We start from the raw sequence: 14,354 nt of genomic DNA on the forward strand, positions 1-14,354 counted from the left end.
AGGAGCCATTCCATGGACCCGCGCAGTGAAGTGTTACTCCGTCAGGCCGAGCTGTTTCAGGGCTCGCTGTTGCTGGTCGGGCTGCCCGCCGATGACCTGCTCGGAAAACTGCCGGACGCGCGTGGATGGTGCTGGCATGCCGGTGATCAGGCCGCGCTGGACGCGCGGTTCGAGGGCCGTGTGGATTTCGGCGTTGAAGCGCCAGAGGCCGCCTTCGAAGCCGCCGTGCTGTTCCTGCCCAAAGCCCGCGATCTGACAGACTACCTGCTCAACGCCTTGGCCTCACGCCTGGCCGGGCGCGAGTTGTTTCTGGTCGGCGAGAAACGTGGCGGTATCGAAGCGGCTGCAAAGCAACTGAGCCCCTTCGGCCGCGCGCGCAAGCTCGACAGTGCCCGCCACTGCCAGCTCTGGCAGGTCACTGTCGAGAACGCACCACAAGCCGTTACGCTGGAAAGCCTCGCCAGGCCCTACCAGATCGACCTGCAGGACGGCCCGCTCACAGTCGTCAGCCTGCCCGGCGTTTTCAGCCATGGCCGACTTGATCGTGGTTCGGCGCTTTTGCTGGAAAACATCGACAAGCTGCCGAGCGGCAACCTGCTCGACTTCGGCTGTGGTGCCGGCGTACTCGGTGCAGCGGTCAAGCGTCGCTACCCGCACAACGACGTCATCATGCTGGACGTGGATGCGTTCGCAACCGCAAGTTCGCGCCTGACCCTCGCCGCCAATGGCCTGCAAGCCCAGGTGCTGACCGGTGACGGAATCGACGCAGCGCCAATGGGTTTGAACACGATTCTCAGCAACCCGCCGTTCCATGTGGGGGTTCATACCGACTACATGGCAACGGAAAACCTGCTGAGAAAAGCACGCCAACATCTTAAATCAGGCGGTGAACTACGCCTTGTCGCGAATAACTTTCTGCGTTATCAGCCACTGATCGAAGAGCACGTCGGGCAATGTGAAGTCAGGGCTCAGGGCAGCGGTTTTAAAATCTACAGCGCCAAACGCTCCTGAAATAAGCACTTGCCGAAACGTTTTTGCGGAGGCAAAATCCGCTCCGTCCTAGGGGAGTAGTCTCCCACGAGCGCCATGCTCGTCCGGCACGTATCAACATACTTGGTCCTCAGACCATGGTACGTGCGACCCGGAATCCGCTCAGACGGATCGGTGGTTTGACAAGACCTATGACACGAACACCTTACCCGGGGCGGGGAGGTCGTACGTGTCATAGCCGTGTCGACCCGCCCCTTAGGAAACCTGATGCTGGAATCATTCTTAATCCCTACCGCTGTGGTTGCGCTCGCCGAAATCGGTGACAAGACGCAATTGCTCGCACTCATTCTCGCCGCACGCTTTCGCAAACCCTGGCCGATCATTGCGGGCATTGTCGCCGCAACGCTGGCCAACCATGCGGCAGCAGGCGCTGTAGGTGCATGGTTCAGCAGCTTCCTGTCAGACGCAGTGCTGCACTGGATCCTCGCGGCCAGCTTTACGGCGACGGCGCTGTGGACGCTGGTTCCAGACAAGATGGACGATGACGAAGCCAGCACGGCACGTAAATTCGGCCCGTTCATGACTACGTTGATCACCTTCTTCATCGCCGAAATCGGTGACAAGACGCAGATCGCCACAGTCATGCTGGCAGCGCAGTATTCCTACCTGTGGCTGGTGATTCTCGGCACCACGGTGGGCATGCTGCTGGCCAACGTGCCGGTGGTGCTGGCGGGCAATTTTGCCGCCGAGAAATTGCCATTGACCCTGATTCGCCGCCTGGCTGCCTGTGCGTTTTTCGTGCTGGCACTGGTGGCGGTGTACAAGGCAATGCAGGTCAGCGGCTGGGTGTGATGCATTCCCGTGGCGTTGCGAAACACGCAACGCCACGGGTGTTTCAGCCGATCAGGATTTGGGGGCTGCCTCATACAGCGGCATCACTTTGGGAATCGCGGCCTGCAGCGAAGCAATGCGACTCTGCGACGCCGGGTGAGTACTCATGAACTCTGGCTGCGAACCCCCGGAGTTCTGGGTCATTTTCTGCCACAGGGTAATGGCCGCATTCGGGTTGTAACCCGCACGCGCAGCCAGCTCCAGGCCAATCAGGTCGGCTTCGTTTTCATTACTGCGGCTATTGGGCAGTGTCAGGCTGTAATTGACCACAGTGTCGGCCAACGCCAGGCTGTCTTGCCCAAGCCCCAGAAAGGCACCCGCCCCCTGCTTGGCCATCGCCACACCGTAAGCCTTGGACATCGCCTCACGCCCGTGCTCACGCAAGGCATGGGCGATCTCGTGCCCCATGACCGCAGCGATTTCATCGTCGCTCAGCTTGAGGGTGTCGATCAGACCGGTGTAAACGAAGATCTTGCCGCCCGGACCACAGTTGGCGTTCAGTTCGTCACTTTTGATCAGGTTGACTTCCCACTGCCATTGAGCCGAATCAGGACGCAGTTTCGGGGCCTGGGCGATCAGCCGATCAGCGATTGCGTGAACACGTTTGGCGTTGGCGCTGGTGGTATCCAGCACACCTTTGCTGGTCGCTTCGCCGACGGTCTGCTGATAGGACTGGGCGTACATTTTGTTGACTTCATCGGTGGAGAGCATGCTGAACATGTACTGCTTGCGCTCCACACCAACCGAGTCACCACTGGTGGTATTGACTGCCTGACACCCGCCGAGCAGCAACGCAGCGCTCAAGGCACAGAGGGCAAATGACTGACGCATGGTGAATCTCCTTGTTTGTGAAACGGCCATTGCGGGGCAGATCTCTGCGCCAGATACCGGCCAACTGGCATCTTGGTCTTTGAGAGAGGTGGATGGTTCCCGCAGGTATGTCCAGTTTGTATCAGATGCGCTTCAAGGCGGATATCGGATTTGTCTGATTCATCGGTCTTATCCCTGCCCGTCTAACTCAATGGCGTCAGACATTCAGGTGCATTGAGCTTCGGATCGTTGACCAGATTGGCCAGTGGTCGCTCTCGCAATGCGGTCTGCGGAGCTGCCAGCAACGCTTGCAGGGTCGGCAGCGGTGTGTCGGCAGCCAGCCAGGCTTTCTGGCCGCTGGCATCCAGAATCAGCGGGCGACGCTGAGTCGCAGCCGCCTGCGTGACCACCGCCACGCTCAGGTACGTATGCCCCTGCACCGGATAGGCTTCCCAGATGGCGGCGAAAAACAGCGCGGCGCCCTCCCCCGGCGTCAGCCAGAACGGACGCTTGCGCAGTGCGCCGCGCCACTCGTAAAAGCCGTTGGCGGGCAGCAGGCAGCGGCGATGGGTAAAGGCATCACGAAACATGGGTTGCTCGGCCACGGTTTCGGCGCGTGCATGGGCAGGTGTTTTCGACAGATCGGTGAGCCAGGCCGGGGTCAAACCCCAACGCGCACGCACCAGCTCGATCCCGCCCTCGTTTTCAGCGGCACGCATGATCAACACCCAGTCGGCTGGCGAAATGTTCCATTGCGCCTGCTGGTCGGCGGGAAAACCGGGCAAGGCGGCAAAGGCAGGGGTCCAGCGAAACAGGGCGAAGCGTCCACACATGGGGGCTAATCAGACTCTATTGAAGGTGCTCAGCACACCAGTACATCGGGAAAGTCGTCCGGCTCATCGCCAGACAAGGGCGAAGCGCTATTGTACGCAGTGATCAGCTCGCGTGCCTGTTCGACCTGTGCGTCGTCGACCTTGAGCGCCAGAAGCCCCAGCCCCGGCAGCTCGCCCATCGCACCGAGCAGGTCGCGACCGGCCAGATGCGCCTCGATGCCTTCGCTGGCGAGCATCGCCAGCAGCAACTCGGCCTCCATGAGGTTCTCGGGCTCGTAGATCTTTTGCATCACTCGTTCTCGCTGCGAACATCCAGGTTCCAGTCTTCGCCGTCGGTCTGCAGATCGAAAATGATCGGGCGGCAACAGACCGGACAGTCTTCAATGTACTGTTGATCGCCACCGGACAGGTCCAGTACGGCCTCGACAGGTTCGCCGCAATAAGGGCAGTCGTAACTCTGTAATTCCTGCATCACGGTCTCCGGGATCAGTTATGCGTATAATTGCCCCATTCTTCAGAAGGCTGTTTTAACAAGTACGTCTTCTTTTTACCCTATCCGATTCCAACAAGAGAGCATGATGGGCGAATTTGATGCCATCCGACCGTACAACGATGCAGAAGTCCCCGCCGTCTTGGCACGCCTGCTGAGCGACAAAGCCTTTCTCGCAATTCTGACCCGATTCCGTTTTCCCCGCCTGGCGGGCGCATTCGGCTGGCTGCTGCAGCCGACTTTGGCGCGCAAGCTGCGTCGCGAGTTTGCCGGTATCGACTCGGTCGCCACGCTGCAGGACAAAGTCGAATATTACGTCGACCACACCATCGAGCGCGCTACGGACGGAGTCACCTATACCGGCGTCGAGCAGCTCAAGTCCGGTTGTGCCTATCTGTTTCTGGCCAACCACCGCGATATCGTCATGGACCCGGCGTTCGTCAACTATGCCGTGTACCACGCAGGCCTGCCAACTCCGCGCATTGCCATTGGCGACAACCTGCTGCAGAAGCCGTTTGTCAGCGATCTGATGCGCCTGAACAAGAGCTTCATCGTGCACCGCTCGATTATCGGGCGGCGCGAGAAAATGGCGGCTTACCAATTGCTGTCGGCGTATATCAACCACTCGATCACCAAGGATTGCCAGTCCATCTGGATCGCCCAGGCCGAAGGCCGCGCGAAGGATGGTGACGACCGCACCGAGTCGGCGATCCTCAAGATGTTTCACATGAGCCGCAAGGATGAACCGTTTGGCGACGTGATTCGTTCGCTGAACCTGATCCCGGTTTCGATCAGCTATGAGTACGATCCGTGCGACAGCGCCAAAGCGCGCGAGCTGTACATTCGTGCGACCACCGGCTCATACACCAAGACGCCGGGCGAAGACGACGTGAGCATTGCACTGGGCATCACCGGTTATAAAGGTCGCGTGCATGTGAACTTCGCGCCGCCGATCACCGAGCACTTCGAGGACACCAAGCAACTGGCTATCGAAATGGACCGGCAGATTCTCGGCGGCTATCGTCTGTTCCCGGTGCATTACCTGGCGTACGCGCAATGGAGCGACGCCGACCCGAGCCTCGACGTACCGCCAGCGTCCGCAGTGTTTGCGGCCGACGAACTCGAACGCGCCAAAGATGAATGGGAAGGCCGCCTGGCAGGCGTGCCGACCGAGCATCGCCCTTACCTGATTCAGCAGTACGCGATACCGGTACGCAACCAATATCGGGTCAAGGCCGGGTTGGCGCTTTAAGAACCGGAACGTCTATCGTGCCCATGCTCCGCGTGGGTACGCCGTTCTGGACGCTCGTCAGCGCGCCGTGACGCAGAGCGTCACCCAAGGCATTCCTACGCTGGAGCGTGAGGAACGATAGGTGTACGGGAGAGCACGTATCAGGTCCGTGCTCCGCATATTCATGCAGCCCCAGAAACATCCTGCATGACAATTCGCTGCTGCTGTCACCCAAGCGTAACGTGACACCCTCATTGTGTGGCTCCTCGAGAAACGGACTTCCCTCTTTTTGGAGCTTGTCATGCTGCACGCAAAAAATCAGGATCGCCTTTACCTCATCGCCCAGAGCGATGAACAGCAGGAGTTGATCGACGGTCTGGCCTTCAACGTTCAGGACCGCCACTGGCTGGTCTATTGTGCACTGGGCGGGCACGTTCATCATGACCTGCCGGATATGGATCAGAACACCGGTTTCAGTTTTCTGGATTTTTATCAGCAGGCAGCTTGAGCCTGACAACGGCCTCACGGCCTATACCGAATAAAGCAAAAAGCCCGGCCCCTTCAACAAGGGCCGGGCTTTTTGTCTAGCGCTGAAGCTTACTGCGCCAGGGTCGAACCGATGGTCGGGTCCTGGAAGACGCGGGTCAGTGCATCGCTCAACACGTCACTCACCAGCTTGGTGTTGGTTTCCTGATTCGGAGCCATGCCGAAACGCTGATCCAGCGATGCTGCGTAACGCCCACTGTAGCTGCGACCGTTATTGCGTACGTCAGCGCGGAATGTCGAGCTGATGGTGGCTTCAGTCACGTACAGACCTTCTTTGGGCGACTGGTACTTCAAGTCTGCCAGGGTCACGGTCAACTGCGGAGCGTTGCCACCCTGAGTCGGCGTAAAGCCCAACAGGCGTACTGCCGCCTCGGCCTGAGCCTGGAGCTTGGGAACGATATCCGCACCGTTGACGCTGATGGCGCTGGTTTCCGGGTACATGCCGCCACGCGTGCCCAGCGTCGGGCCAGGACGGCCGTCGACTACGCGCACCACTACAGGCTGACCACGTCCTACGGCCGCAAGCTGTGCGTTGAGCTTGGGAGTGGGGCTGAGTTGTTGCGGACTGTGGGCACAGCCCACCAGGGTCAAACTGCTTACAGCAAGCAAACCGAACAAAATGCGACGCAGCATGCTCATTTCTCCATGGGCCAGACACTGAATGTGCCGCAGTATAGCGGCCAGCAACAGCCGCTAACCAGAGGGCGCTGACCGTCAAGCCTCGGACATTCGGCACGTCTCGGGGTTCAGGCAGCAGCTCAGGCAATGATTCGTGCAGCGCAATGTAATCAGGGCGTCACATCCAGTCGGCAGACTCGCCCTCATCGCACAGACGCTCACCCACGTCACAGGAGCTGCGCCATGAATCTGTTCCGGTCTTTGTTCACCACACGCCACCAGCATCGCCATTACGCACGCATTGATCAGACGGGCATCTGCCGCGCATTCAAGCATTGTGCGCAACGACCGTCTGGCGTCGAATGGGTTGAAGTGAACGAGCAACGACTTGCCTGGCTGAACCAGCCACTGCCCGCCAGCGCCCGAGTGGCGCAGCGTAGCGCGCGTTCAACGCGCGGCAAGTTGCTCACCGCCTGACCCGACAGCGAATAAAAGTCATTTAAAGCGATCAATTCCTGCCATTTCATCGCTATAATCTCCCCCCGATTATAAGGACGTCTCCTGATCGGGCCTCGCAGCATTGCTAATCGCCGTATTAGCGCCTTCGTACTGCCCACAGAGAGCCGCCCACACAGGTCATGTGCGCACGAGTGTGCTCGATGAAAGGTGAAGAATGCTCGAATCGTATCGAACCTTTCTCGCCCGCCAGCGCCTCACTATTGGTGCCCCTGACCTGCCAGCGCTGTCATCGCAGCCATTTTGAGGTTTGGTTCACGTTCCCAAAAGGACGTGAAAAACGGGTTTCACTACTTCACAAGAGTGTGGCGAGCAAATGAATAGGTACGCGTTTGTAAATGCACCATCAGCCTCTGAACCGGCTCTCTTGAACAGGACTGACCGCGACTGCGCCTCCATGACCGGAGCCTGACGCCATCGACAGGAGCCCATCGGGCGATGGGCTCCCTGACGATGGTCGAATGGCCTTGCGGGCCTGGAAATGCGTTCATGAAACATTGATGAACCATGACCGGGCCTGACCGGGACCTGCGCTTTAGATGCGGAAAATTGCGAAGAATCGGTCAGGCGATCCTGGCCAGGAAAGCGAGGGCACCCTTTTGATCCAGACCCCGAACACCTGGCAACCAGCCTCAGGATCGTATGCCGTCAATTTGGTGCTGCAGATTTTGGAGACGCGTTAATGGCGCATAACGAAGCAGTCGACGTAGTACTGGTCGGAGCGGGCATCATGAGTGCCACTCTGGCGGTATTGCTCAAGGAGCTCGACCCCGGCCTCAAGCTGGAAGTCGTTGAGCTGATGGACTCCGGTGCTGCGGAGAGTTCCAACCCGTGGAACAACGCCGGTACCGGCCACGCTGGTCTTTGCGAGCTGAACTACACGCCGCCTGCGGCTGATGGCTCCATCGACATCAAGAAAGCGGTGCACATCAACACCCAGTTCGAAGTCTCGAAACAGTTCTGGGCTTACCTGGCGCGCAAAGGCACCTTCGGTTCAGCCCGTTCCTTCATCAATCCGGTCCCGCACCTGAGCTTTGTGCAAGGCGAAAACGGCATCTCGTTCCTCAAGACCCGTTTTGAAGCCATGAGCAAGCATCACGCCTTCTCGTCGATGGAATACACCGAAGACAAGGCAAAGCTGGCCGAGTGGATGCCGCTGATGATGCCTGGGCGGCCTGCTGATGAAAGAATTGCCGCAACACGCATGATGAACGGCACCGACGTCAATTTTGGCGCACTGACCAATCAACTGCTCAGCCATCTGTCCAGCGCTCCGGGCACGCAGATCAAGTACCGCAGCCGGGTCACCAACCTGACCCGCAATGGCGCAGGCTGGACCGTGAGCGTCAAGGACGTGAATGGTGGCGGCACACGTGAGATAGATGCCAAATTCGTATTCCTCGGTGCAGGTGGCGCAGCATTGCCGCTGCTGCAACTGTCGGGCATCGAAGAGAGCAAGGGTTTTGGTGGCTTCCCGGTGAGCGGCCAGTGGCTGCGTTGCGACAACCCGGAAGTGGTCAAACACCATCAGGCCAAGGTCTATAGCCAGGCAGCCGTGGGTTCGCCGCCCATGTCGGTGCCGCACCTGGACACCCGCGTAGTCGACGGTAAGAAGTCCCTGCTGTTCGGACCGTATGCCGGCTTCACCACCAAGTTCCTCAAGCACGGTTCGTTTCTCGACCTGCCGTTATCGGTACGCGTCGCCAACATCAAACCGATGCTGGCAGTGGCCCGTGACAACATGGACCTGACCAAGTACCTGGTCAGCGAAGTGATGCAATCGATGGAGCAACGCCTGGAATCGCTGCGCCGCTTCTATCCGGAAGCGAAAGCCGAAGACTGGCGTCTCGAAATTGCCGGCCAGCGGGTGCAGATCATCAAGAAAGATGCAAAAAAAGGCGGCGTGCTGCAATTCGGTACCGAGCTGGTGTCCGCAAAGGACGGCTCACTGGCCGCCCTGCTGGGTGCTTCGCCGGGGGCTTCTGTCACCGTGTCGATCATGCTGGAACTGCTGGAACGCTGCTTCCCGGAGAAAACCCGCACCGAGTGGGCTGCCAAACTCGACGAGATTTTCCCGGCTCGGGAAAAGATCCTCGAAACCGACGCGCAGTTGTATAACCGCGTCAGCGCCCAGAATGACGAGGCGCTGGAACTGGTCGAGAAAAGCAGTCAGGAACAGAGTTTCGCCTGAGCTGATTGCGGTGTCATGAAAGCCCTGCGCATCTGACACGCTGTATAAACAAAAAGCCCCGTGGCTCTGCCGAGTCACGGGGCTTTTTGTTGCGAATGTCAGTCAGAGGCTTTTGGACAATACGGCGATGTGCTCCGGACCAATTCCGCAGCAGCCGCCGATGTGCGTGGCACCGCGCGTTACCCAGTCTGCCGCCCACTGTTGATAACCCTGCGGGTCAAGGTCTTCGCGCAGCTCATCCAGACCGTCGTTGGCCTTGGCGTCCTTGGGTTGCGGCGGGAAAGCGTTGGCGTAGGCACCAATGGCAATGTCGACGTTCAGGGCTTTGAACACCTCACGCGCCGCATCGATTGCACCGCCGATCACCTCTGGCTGGCTGCAGTTGAACAGCAGCGTCGCCACGCCCATCCCGGCTGCAGCCTTTGCCGCGTCGGCAACGGACTCGCCTGAACGCAACCGCGGCACCTCATCGGTGTCTTCATCCTGAAGGGTAAACGGGTTTGCCGTCATTGAGCAGCCCGGCGCGGATGGTTTGCGCTTCAAGAATGCAGCTTTGCGTCTCGGCCAGCCACAGATCGACATACGGCGACAAGCCGGCCACCAGCGGCCTCAGGACATCGGCGGCCAGCTCCGGCTTGTACAGGTCAGGGCGATAGGAGCCGAACAATGGCGGAATGGAACCTGCCACCTGTGCACGCCCGCCGGAAGCGTCGGCCGTTTCACGCGCCAGTCGCCCGGCCAGCGCTGCCAGTGCCTGACCTTCACGGGCAAAGCGCTCTTCACCAATATGGAAAGGCACGACGGCATAGCTGTTACTGGTGATGACCTGAGCACCACTTTCGATGTAAGCGGCGTGTACCGCACTGACGGCCTCAGGTGCCTCGCTCAATGCCAGAGCCGACCATTCAGGCTGGCGAAACGGGGCACCGCGGCGCTGCAGTTCACGGCCCATGCCGCCATCAAGAATTACAGTTGTGCCTTGCGTCATATGTGATCTGCTTATATGTATATGAAAAAAACTCATTATGAGTCAGTCTTGTATAACGTATTTAATACGGCCCTTTAATCAAACTACAAAAACTTTTTTCAGGGGATATCTGTGAATTATCGCGCTCTGCTGGGCATTGGCCTGGTCACTCTGGCTGCCTCCACTCAAGCCCTGGCCGGTGCCACGCTGGATCGCGTGCAGAAAAACAAAGAGCTGGTCAACGTCCTCATGGAAAGTTACCCGCCCTTTTCTTTCCTGAATGACAAGAACGAACTGGACGGTTTCGACGTGGATGTCGCCAAGGCTGTGGCGCAGAAACTGGGCGTCAAGTTGCGCCTCGAAACACCCTCTTGGGATGTTATCGCAGCAGGTCACTGGAGTGGCCGTTACGACATCTGCGTCTGCTCGATGACCCCGAGCAAGGCACGCGCTGAAGTCTTCAACTTCCCGGTCGAGTATTACGCATCGCCTGCGGTGATTGTGGTCAATGCCTCGGATGATCGCATTCATTCGGCCAAGGACCTGAGCGGCAAGAAAGTCGGCCTGACCAGCGCCTCGAGCTACGAAAGCTACCTGAACAAGAATCTGGTCATTGATGGCGCGGAAGACAAGCCATTGCAGTACCCGTTCGACGACGTGCAGATTGCCCCGTACGACAACGACAATGTGGCGTTTCAAGACCTGGGGCTGGGCGCTGGCAAGCGGCTGGACGCCATACTGACCAATCTGGTGACGGCAAAACCGCGTCTGGACCAGGACAAGCGCTTCAAGCTGGCGGGCGAAACGCTGTACGAAGAACCCAACTCCGTGGCCATCGAAAAGGACGACCCGGAATGGGACGCCAAGGTTCGCGAAGTGTTCGCCGAACTCAAGAAAGACGGCACGCTGAGCAAGCTGTCGCAAAAGTGGATCGGTGCTGATATCAGCAAATGACTTCTTTCCAGCCCCAGCGCCCACCCGAGCAGGCTGATCAAGGCCTGCTCAAGCGAGTTTTCGGTTTCCGTACGCGGCTGTACCTGACCTGGCTGGTCATGTTTGTGCTGTTCGCCGGCTTCTTTCTGAGTTTCGACCTGAAGCTTGCGATCATCCTCGACAAACTGCCCAACCTGATCGGCCTGCACCTGGCTCCCAACGGTTTCCTGCAAGGCGCTGCGCTGACGCTTTTTGTGTCGCTGTGTTCGATTGTGGTTTCAGTGCTGCTGGGTTTTGTCACCGCGTTGGCGAGGCTGTCCAGTAGTGCCGTGGCGTTCGGCATCGCCAGCTTTTATGCGTCGTTCTTTCGCGGCACGCCGCTGCTGATCCAGATTCTGCTGATCTATCTCGGCTTGCCGCAACTGGGCATCGTGCCCGGCGCCATCACGGCGGGCGTCATCGCGTTGTCGCTCAACTACGGGGCTTACCTGAGCGAGATTTTTCGCGCTGGAATCATCGGCGTCGCAGCCGGACAGCGAGAAGCCGCACTGGCCCTGGCATTGCGCCCGGCGCAGATATTCTGGCGCGTCACCCTGCCCCAGGCCATGCGCACGATCATTCCGCCGACCACCAACCAGTTCATCTCCATGCTCAAGGATTCGTCACTGATTTCAGTGATGGGCGTCTGGGAGGTGATGTTTCTGGCCCAGTCGTATGGCCGCTCCAGCTATCGATACATCGAAATGCTGACCACCGCAGCGGTGCTGTACTGGATCATGTCGATCGGCCTGGAGCTGTTGCAGTCCAGGCTGGAGCGGCACTACGGCAAGGCGTATCAGGCGCGCAAATAGGGCTGAAACGTTGGTTGATTAACTGATAATACATATTACTGTGGGAGCGAGCTTGCTCGCGAAGAGGCGCGTCATTCACAAAGGATTTATTGTCCGAAATAAAGCCTTCGCGAACAAGTTCGCTCCCACCTGAAAAGCGTTTCAGCCAAATTCAGGTTTCAACTACGGGCTTTTTCGATCAGTTCGATGTATTCATCGGCATTACGCTGATCCTTGATCAGGGCAATGAAGTCGTTGCCGTGCTCGTCCTTGCCATCGAAGTCGTGGCCCGCTTCCCTGAAAAAAACCAGAAAGCGCTCAAAATCGTTGATGCGCAGCCCACGGTAGGCCTTGATCAGTTTGTGCAGCGACGGCGAGGTAGCATCATATGGCTCGAAGTCGAGGAACAGTTTGATCTGCTCATCGCCGATCTCATCGCCAATCAGCTGCTTCTTATCTTTACGCATTACAGGCTCCAGCAGGTCGCAGACACTTTCACGGGCGGGCAGTTTACCCCTCGGCAAGCACAGCGCTCAACGCGCACGTGCAGAGGTGGTATGCAAATCGGCCCAGATATGCCCGTTGGCGTAACTGAGGAACTGGCAATAAACCTTCTCGTTGCGAAGCAAGTCGACCAGCACGCGGTACTGGGCCAGTGGGTAATAAAGCGTCAGGGTGCTGGTTGGCTCGTCGTAGGTCGGTTTTTTCAGGCTTTTGCTGTCGCCGCCATCAAAGTGCACAAGCACCTGTGAAATGGACGCGCCCTTGTTCAGCGACTTGCCCTTGAGGCGCAACGACAGAGGGGAAGTAACCGGAATCGGCTGCTGGCTGGATTGCCGCTGGTTACCGGCAACGATGGTGTACTCGGTGACACGCATCAACTGTTGCTGCTCGGGCACACCTTCGCGCAGGCTCAGGTCGTCAGGCGGCAGGTATTGATCGTGCATGGGGCTGGCCGAAACCGGCGCAGCAGGTGCGGCAACTGCCAGACCAGACAACAGCACCAACGCCACGGCGCCGGGAATCAGTAGCTTCATTGAGGGTTTCCAGATAATTGCGAATCGACGACCGCCCCTGTTCGCAGAAGCGGTCGTCAGAATGCCTTACATCCCTTTGACGGCATAGATGCCGGCAGCATTACGCCAGTAGCCTTTGTAGTCCATACCGAAACCGAAGATGTAACGGTCGATGCATGGCAGGCCTACGTAGTCGGCCTTCAGGTCCGGGCGGGCCTTGCGGTCGTGGTCTTTATCGATCAGCACGGCAGTGTGCACAGCACGGGCACCGGCGTGTTTGCAGAAGTCGATGATGGCGCCCAGGGTGTGGCCTTCATCGAGGATGTCGTCGATGATCAGCACGTCACGGTCGATGAACGAGACTTCGGGTTTGGCTTTCCAGAACAGATCGCCGCCAGTGGTTTCGTTGCGATAGCGTGTTGCGTGCAGGTAGGACGCTTCCAGCGGGAAATTCAGATGAGTCAGCAGCTTGCCAGAGAAAATCAGGCCGCCATTCATCACGCAGAACACAACCGGGTTGCGTTCGGCCAGTTCGGCATTGATCTGCGCGCCGACGCGGGCAATGGCAGCATCCACTTCGGCCTCGGTGTACAGGCAGTCGGCTTCGCGCATGATTTGACGGATATGCTCGAGATCAGCGGACATGACGCTCTCCAGGTAAGGCAGTTTGAGAAAAGCGGGCAAAGGTACGCATCCGTTCAAGCCAGAGCAAGTGATTCTGGACTAACGTTGCGAGTGTCTTGCAAAAGCCGCGAACGTCGAAGCTCCGTAACGATACTGCACGTGCTTTAAGACAGTAACAGCTGAATAGATTAACCTAGACCGATTTTTGCCCCGCTGGAGCCTTTCCCCATGCCTATTCGTGAGATCCGTCACCCACTGATCCGCCACAAACTCGGCCTTATGCGCCGTGCCGACATCAGCACCAAGAATTTTCGTGAGCTGGCTCAGGAAGTCGGCGCACTGCTGACCTACGAAGCCACCGCCGACCTGACCCTGGAAAACTACGACATTCAGGGCTGGGCCGGTACGGTTTCAGTCGAGAAAATCGCGGGCAAGAAAATCACTGTCGTGCCGATCCTGCGCGCCGGTATCGGCATGCTCGACGGCGTCCTCAGCCTGATTCCGGGTGCCAAGGTCAGCGCGGTCGGCGTGGCCCGCAACGAAGAAACCCTGCAGGCGCATACCTATCTGGAAAAGCTGGTGCCGGAAATCGACGAGCGCCTGGCAATGATCATCGACCCGATGCTGGCCACCGGCAGCTCGATGGTCGCCACCATTGACCTGCTGAAGAAGGCTGGCTGCAAGGAAATCCGCGCGATGGTTCTGGTCGCGGCACCTGAAGGCATCGCGGCCGTAGAGAAGGCACACCCGGATGTAATGATCTACACCGCCTCCATCGACGAGCGTTTGAACGAACACGGTTACATCATTCCGGGCTTGGGCGATGCCGGTGACAAGATTTTCGGCACCAAACAGAAGGACGCGTAAC

The 14,354-nt window shown here is 58.5% G+C and carries 17 protein-coding genes, 1 pseudogene and 1 riboswitch; of the genes and pseudogenes, 9 read left to right on the forward strand and 9 right to left on the reverse strand.

Features of this window, described 5'->3' with window-relative positions:
- Window positions 1-12: 12 nt before the first annotated feature.
- A complete protein-coding gene (locus tag AC4ANE_RS22765; RefSeq protein WP_002552185.1) occupies window positions 13-1,011 on the forward strand; it encodes a methyltransferase in 999 nt (332 codons plus the stop codon).
- A gap of 38 nt (window positions 1,012-1,049) precedes the next feature.
- Window positions 1,050-1,188: riboswitch (yybP-ykoY riboswitch) on the forward strand.
- Window positions 1,189-1,257: 69 nt separating this feature from the next.
- The gene (locus AC4ANE_RS22770; RefSeq protein WP_002552184.1) at window positions 1,258-1,842 is read left to right on the forward strand and encodes a TMEM165/GDT1 family protein; all 585 of its coding nucleotides are present in this window, start codon (window positions 1,258-1,260) and stop codon (window positions 1,840-1,842) included.
- Window positions 1,843-1,893: 51 nt separating this feature from the next.
- Here AC4ANE_RS22770 and AC4ANE_RS22775 read toward each other — a convergent pair whose 3' ends face one another.
- From AC4ANE_RS22775 to AC4ANE_RS22790, 4 genes are all read right to left on the reverse strand, one after another.
- Window positions 1,894-2,712 (reverse strand): M48 family metallopeptidase, encoded by an 819-nt coding sequence (locus AC4ANE_RS22775; protein WP_031597635.1) that lies wholly within the window; start codon window positions 2,710-2,712, stop codon window positions 1,894-1,896.
- Window positions 2,713-2,894: 182 nt separating this feature from the next.
- A complete protein-coding gene (locus AC4ANE_RS22780) occupies window positions 2,895-3,524 on the reverse strand; it encodes an SOS response-associated peptidase (RefSeq protein ID WP_002552183.1) in 630 nt (209 codons plus the stop codon).
- A gap of 29 nt (window positions 3,525-3,553) precedes the next feature.
- Window positions 3,554-3,814, reverse strand: a complete 261-nt coding sequence (locus AC4ANE_RS22785; protein WP_002552182.1) for a putative signal transducing protein — start codon at window positions 3,812-3,814, stop codon at window positions 3,554-3,556.
- Window positions 3,814-3,996, reverse strand: a complete 183-nt coding sequence (locus AC4ANE_RS22790) for a CPXCG motif-containing cysteine-rich protein (protein WP_002552181.1) — start codon at window positions 3,994-3,996, stop codon at window positions 3,814-3,816. Before AC4ANE_RS22790 ends, AC4ANE_RS22785 begins: the two co-directional genes overlap by 1 nt.
- Before the next feature lie 106 nt (window positions 3,997-4,102).
- Here AC4ANE_RS22790 and AC4ANE_RS22795 point away from each other — a divergent pair, with 106 nt between their 5' ends.
- Window positions 4,103-5,266 (forward strand): 1-acyl-sn-glycerol-3-phosphate acyltransferase, encoded by a 1,164-nt coding sequence (locus AC4ANE_RS22795; protein ID WP_002552180.1) that lies wholly within the window; start codon window positions 4,103-4,105, stop codon window positions 5,264-5,266.
- 280 nt (window positions 5,267-5,546) lie between these two features.
- Window positions 5,547-5,753, forward strand: a complete 207-nt coding sequence (locus AC4ANE_RS22800) for a hypothetical protein (RefSeq protein ID WP_002552179.1) — start codon at window positions 5,547-5,549, stop codon at window positions 5,751-5,753.
- Between the two features lie 89 nt (window positions 5,754-5,842).
- Here AC4ANE_RS22800 and AC4ANE_RS22805 read toward each other — a convergent pair whose 3' ends face one another.
- A complete protein-coding gene (locus tag AC4ANE_RS22805) occupies window positions 5,843-6,424 on the reverse strand; it encodes a YajG family lipoprotein (RefSeq protein ID WP_002552178.1) in 582 nt (193 codons plus the stop codon).
- 228 nt (window positions 6,425-6,652) lie between these two features.
- Here AC4ANE_RS22805 and AC4ANE_RS22810 point away from each other — a divergent pair, with 228 nt between their 5' ends.
- Both AC4ANE_RS22810 and mqo read left to right on the forward strand, forming a co-directional pair.
- On the forward strand, window positions 6,653-6,886 hold the full coding sequence (locus tag AC4ANE_RS22810) for a hypothetical protein (protein WP_031597641.1): 234 nt from the start codon (window positions 6,653-6,655) through the stop codon (window positions 6,884-6,886).
- Window positions 6,887-7,607: 721 nt separating this feature from the next.
- Entirely contained in the window at window positions 7,608-9,116 is a 1,509-nt protein-coding gene (gene mqo, locus AC4ANE_RS22815; protein WP_002552176.1) for a malate dehydrogenase (quinone), read from the forward strand.
- Between the two features lie 102 nt (window positions 9,117-9,218).
- Here the strand turns inward: mqo and AC4ANE_RS22820 are convergent.
- A pseudogene (locus tag AC4ANE_RS22820) lies at window positions 9,219-10,104 on the reverse strand (homocysteine S-methyltransferase family protein).
- A 111-nt stretch (window positions 10,105-10,215) separates the two neighbouring features.
- Between AC4ANE_RS22820 and AC4ANE_RS22825 the strand changes: the two are divergent.
- Entirely contained in the window at window positions 10,216-11,037 is an 822-nt protein-coding gene (locus AC4ANE_RS22825; RefSeq protein WP_002552174.1) for an ABC transporter substrate-binding protein, read from the forward strand.
- On the forward strand, window positions 11,034-11,867 hold the full coding sequence (locus tag AC4ANE_RS22830) for an amino acid ABC transporter permease (RefSeq protein WP_005746208.1): 834 nt from the start codon (window positions 11,034-11,036) through the stop codon (window positions 11,865-11,867). The genes AC4ANE_RS22825 and AC4ANE_RS22830 overlap by 4 nt, the downstream gene beginning before the upstream one ends.
- Window positions 11,868-12,025: 158 nt before the next feature.
- Here AC4ANE_RS22830 and AC4ANE_RS22835 read toward each other — a convergent pair whose 3' ends face one another.
- The 3 genes from AC4ANE_RS22835 to AC4ANE_RS22845 all read right to left on the reverse strand — a co-directional run bounded on the left by AC4ANE_RS22835 (window position 12,026) and on the right by AC4ANE_RS22845 (window position 13,507).
- Window positions 12,026-12,313 (reverse strand): PA4642 family protein, encoded by a 288-nt coding sequence (locus AC4ANE_RS22835; RefSeq protein WP_002552173.1) that lies wholly within the window; start codon window positions 12,311-12,313, stop codon window positions 12,026-12,028.
- A gap of 66 nt (window positions 12,314-12,379) precedes the next feature.
- Window positions 12,380-12,883, reverse strand: coding sequence for a hypothetical protein (locus tag AC4ANE_RS22840; RefSeq protein ID WP_002552172.1), 504 nt, complete (start codon window positions 12,881-12,883; stop codon window positions 12,380-12,382).
- Between the two features lie 66 nt (window positions 12,884-12,949).
- Window positions 12,950-13,507 carry a hypoxanthine-guanine phosphoribosyltransferase gene (locus AC4ANE_RS22845; protein ID WP_002552171.1) on the reverse strand — a complete coding sequence of 186 codons (558 nt, stop codon included), beginning with the start codon at window positions 13,505-13,507 and terminating at the stop codon, window positions 12,950-12,952.
- 207 nt (window positions 13,508-13,714) lie between these two features.
- Here AC4ANE_RS22845 and upp point away from each other — a divergent pair, with 207 nt between their 5' ends.
- Window positions 13,715-14,353 (forward strand): uracil phosphoribosyltransferase, encoded by a 639-nt coding sequence (gene upp / locus AC4ANE_RS22850; protein WP_002552170.1) that lies wholly within the window; start codon window positions 13,715-13,717, stop codon window positions 14,351-14,353.
- Window position 14,354: the final 1 nt, after the last annotated feature.

It is taken from the genome of Pseudomonas sp. Pme6b (assembly GCF_058129925.1).

Coding starts and splice junctions, on each gene's coding strand:
- AC4ANE_RS22765 (WP_002552185.1), top strand. CDS start 13: ATGGACCCGCGCAGTGAAGTGTTACTCCGTCAGGCCGAGCTGTTTCAG.
- AC4ANE_RS22770 (WP_002552184.1), top strand. CDS start 1,258: ATGCTGGAATCATTCTTAATCCCTACCGCTGTGGTTGCGCTCGCCGAA.
- AC4ANE_RS22775 (WP_031597635.1), bottom strand. CDS start 2,712: ATGCGTCAGTCATTTGCCCTCTGTGCCTTGAGCGCTGCGTTGCTGCTC.
- AC4ANE_RS22780 (WP_002552183.1), bottom strand. CDS start 3,524: ATGTGTGGACGCTTCGCCCTGTTTCGCTGGACCCCTGCCTTTGCCGCC.
- AC4ANE_RS22785 (WP_002552182.1), bottom strand. CDS start 3,814: ATGCAAAAGATCTACGAGCCCGAGAACCTCATGGAGGCCGAGTTGCTG.
- AC4ANE_RS22790 (WP_002552181.1), bottom strand. CDS start 3,996: ATGCAGGAATTACAGAGTTACGACTGCCCTTATTGCGGCGAACCTGTC.
- AC4ANE_RS22795 (WP_002552180.1), top strand. CDS start 4,103: ATGGGCGAATTTGATGCCATCCGACCGTACAACGATGCAGAAGTCCCC.
- AC4ANE_RS22800 (WP_002552179.1), top strand. CDS start 5,547: ATGCTGCACGCAAAAAATCAGGATCGCCTTTACCTCATCGCCCAGAGC.
- AC4ANE_RS22805 (WP_002552178.1), bottom strand. CDS start 6,424: ATGCTGCGTCGCATTTTGTTCGGTTTGCTTGCTGTAAGCAGTTTGACC.
- AC4ANE_RS22810 (WP_031597641.1), top strand. CDS start 6,653: ATGAATCTGTTCCGGTCTTTGTTCACCACACGCCACCAGCATCGCCAT.
- mqo (WP_002552176.1), top strand. CDS start 7,608: ATGGCGCATAACGAAGCAGTCGACGTAGTACTGGTCGGAGCGGGCATC.
- AC4ANE_RS22830 (WP_005746208.1), top strand. CDS start 11,034: ATGACTTCTTTCCAGCCCCAGCGCCCACCCGAGCAGGCTGATCAAGGC.
- AC4ANE_RS22835 (WP_002552173.1), bottom strand. CDS start 12,313: ATGCGTAAAGATAAGAAGCAGCTGATTGGCGATGAGATCGGCGATGAG.
- AC4ANE_RS22840 (WP_002552172.1), bottom strand. CDS start 12,883: ATGAAGCTACTGATTCCCGGCGCCGTGGCGTTGGTGCTGTTGTCTGGT.
- AC4ANE_RS22845 (WP_002552171.1), bottom strand. CDS start 13,507: ATGTCCGCTGATCTCGAGCATATCCGTCAAATCATGCGCGAAGCCGAC.
- upp (WP_002552170.1), top strand. CDS start 13,715: ATGCCTATTCGTGAGATCCGTCACCCACTGATCCGCCACAAACTCGGC.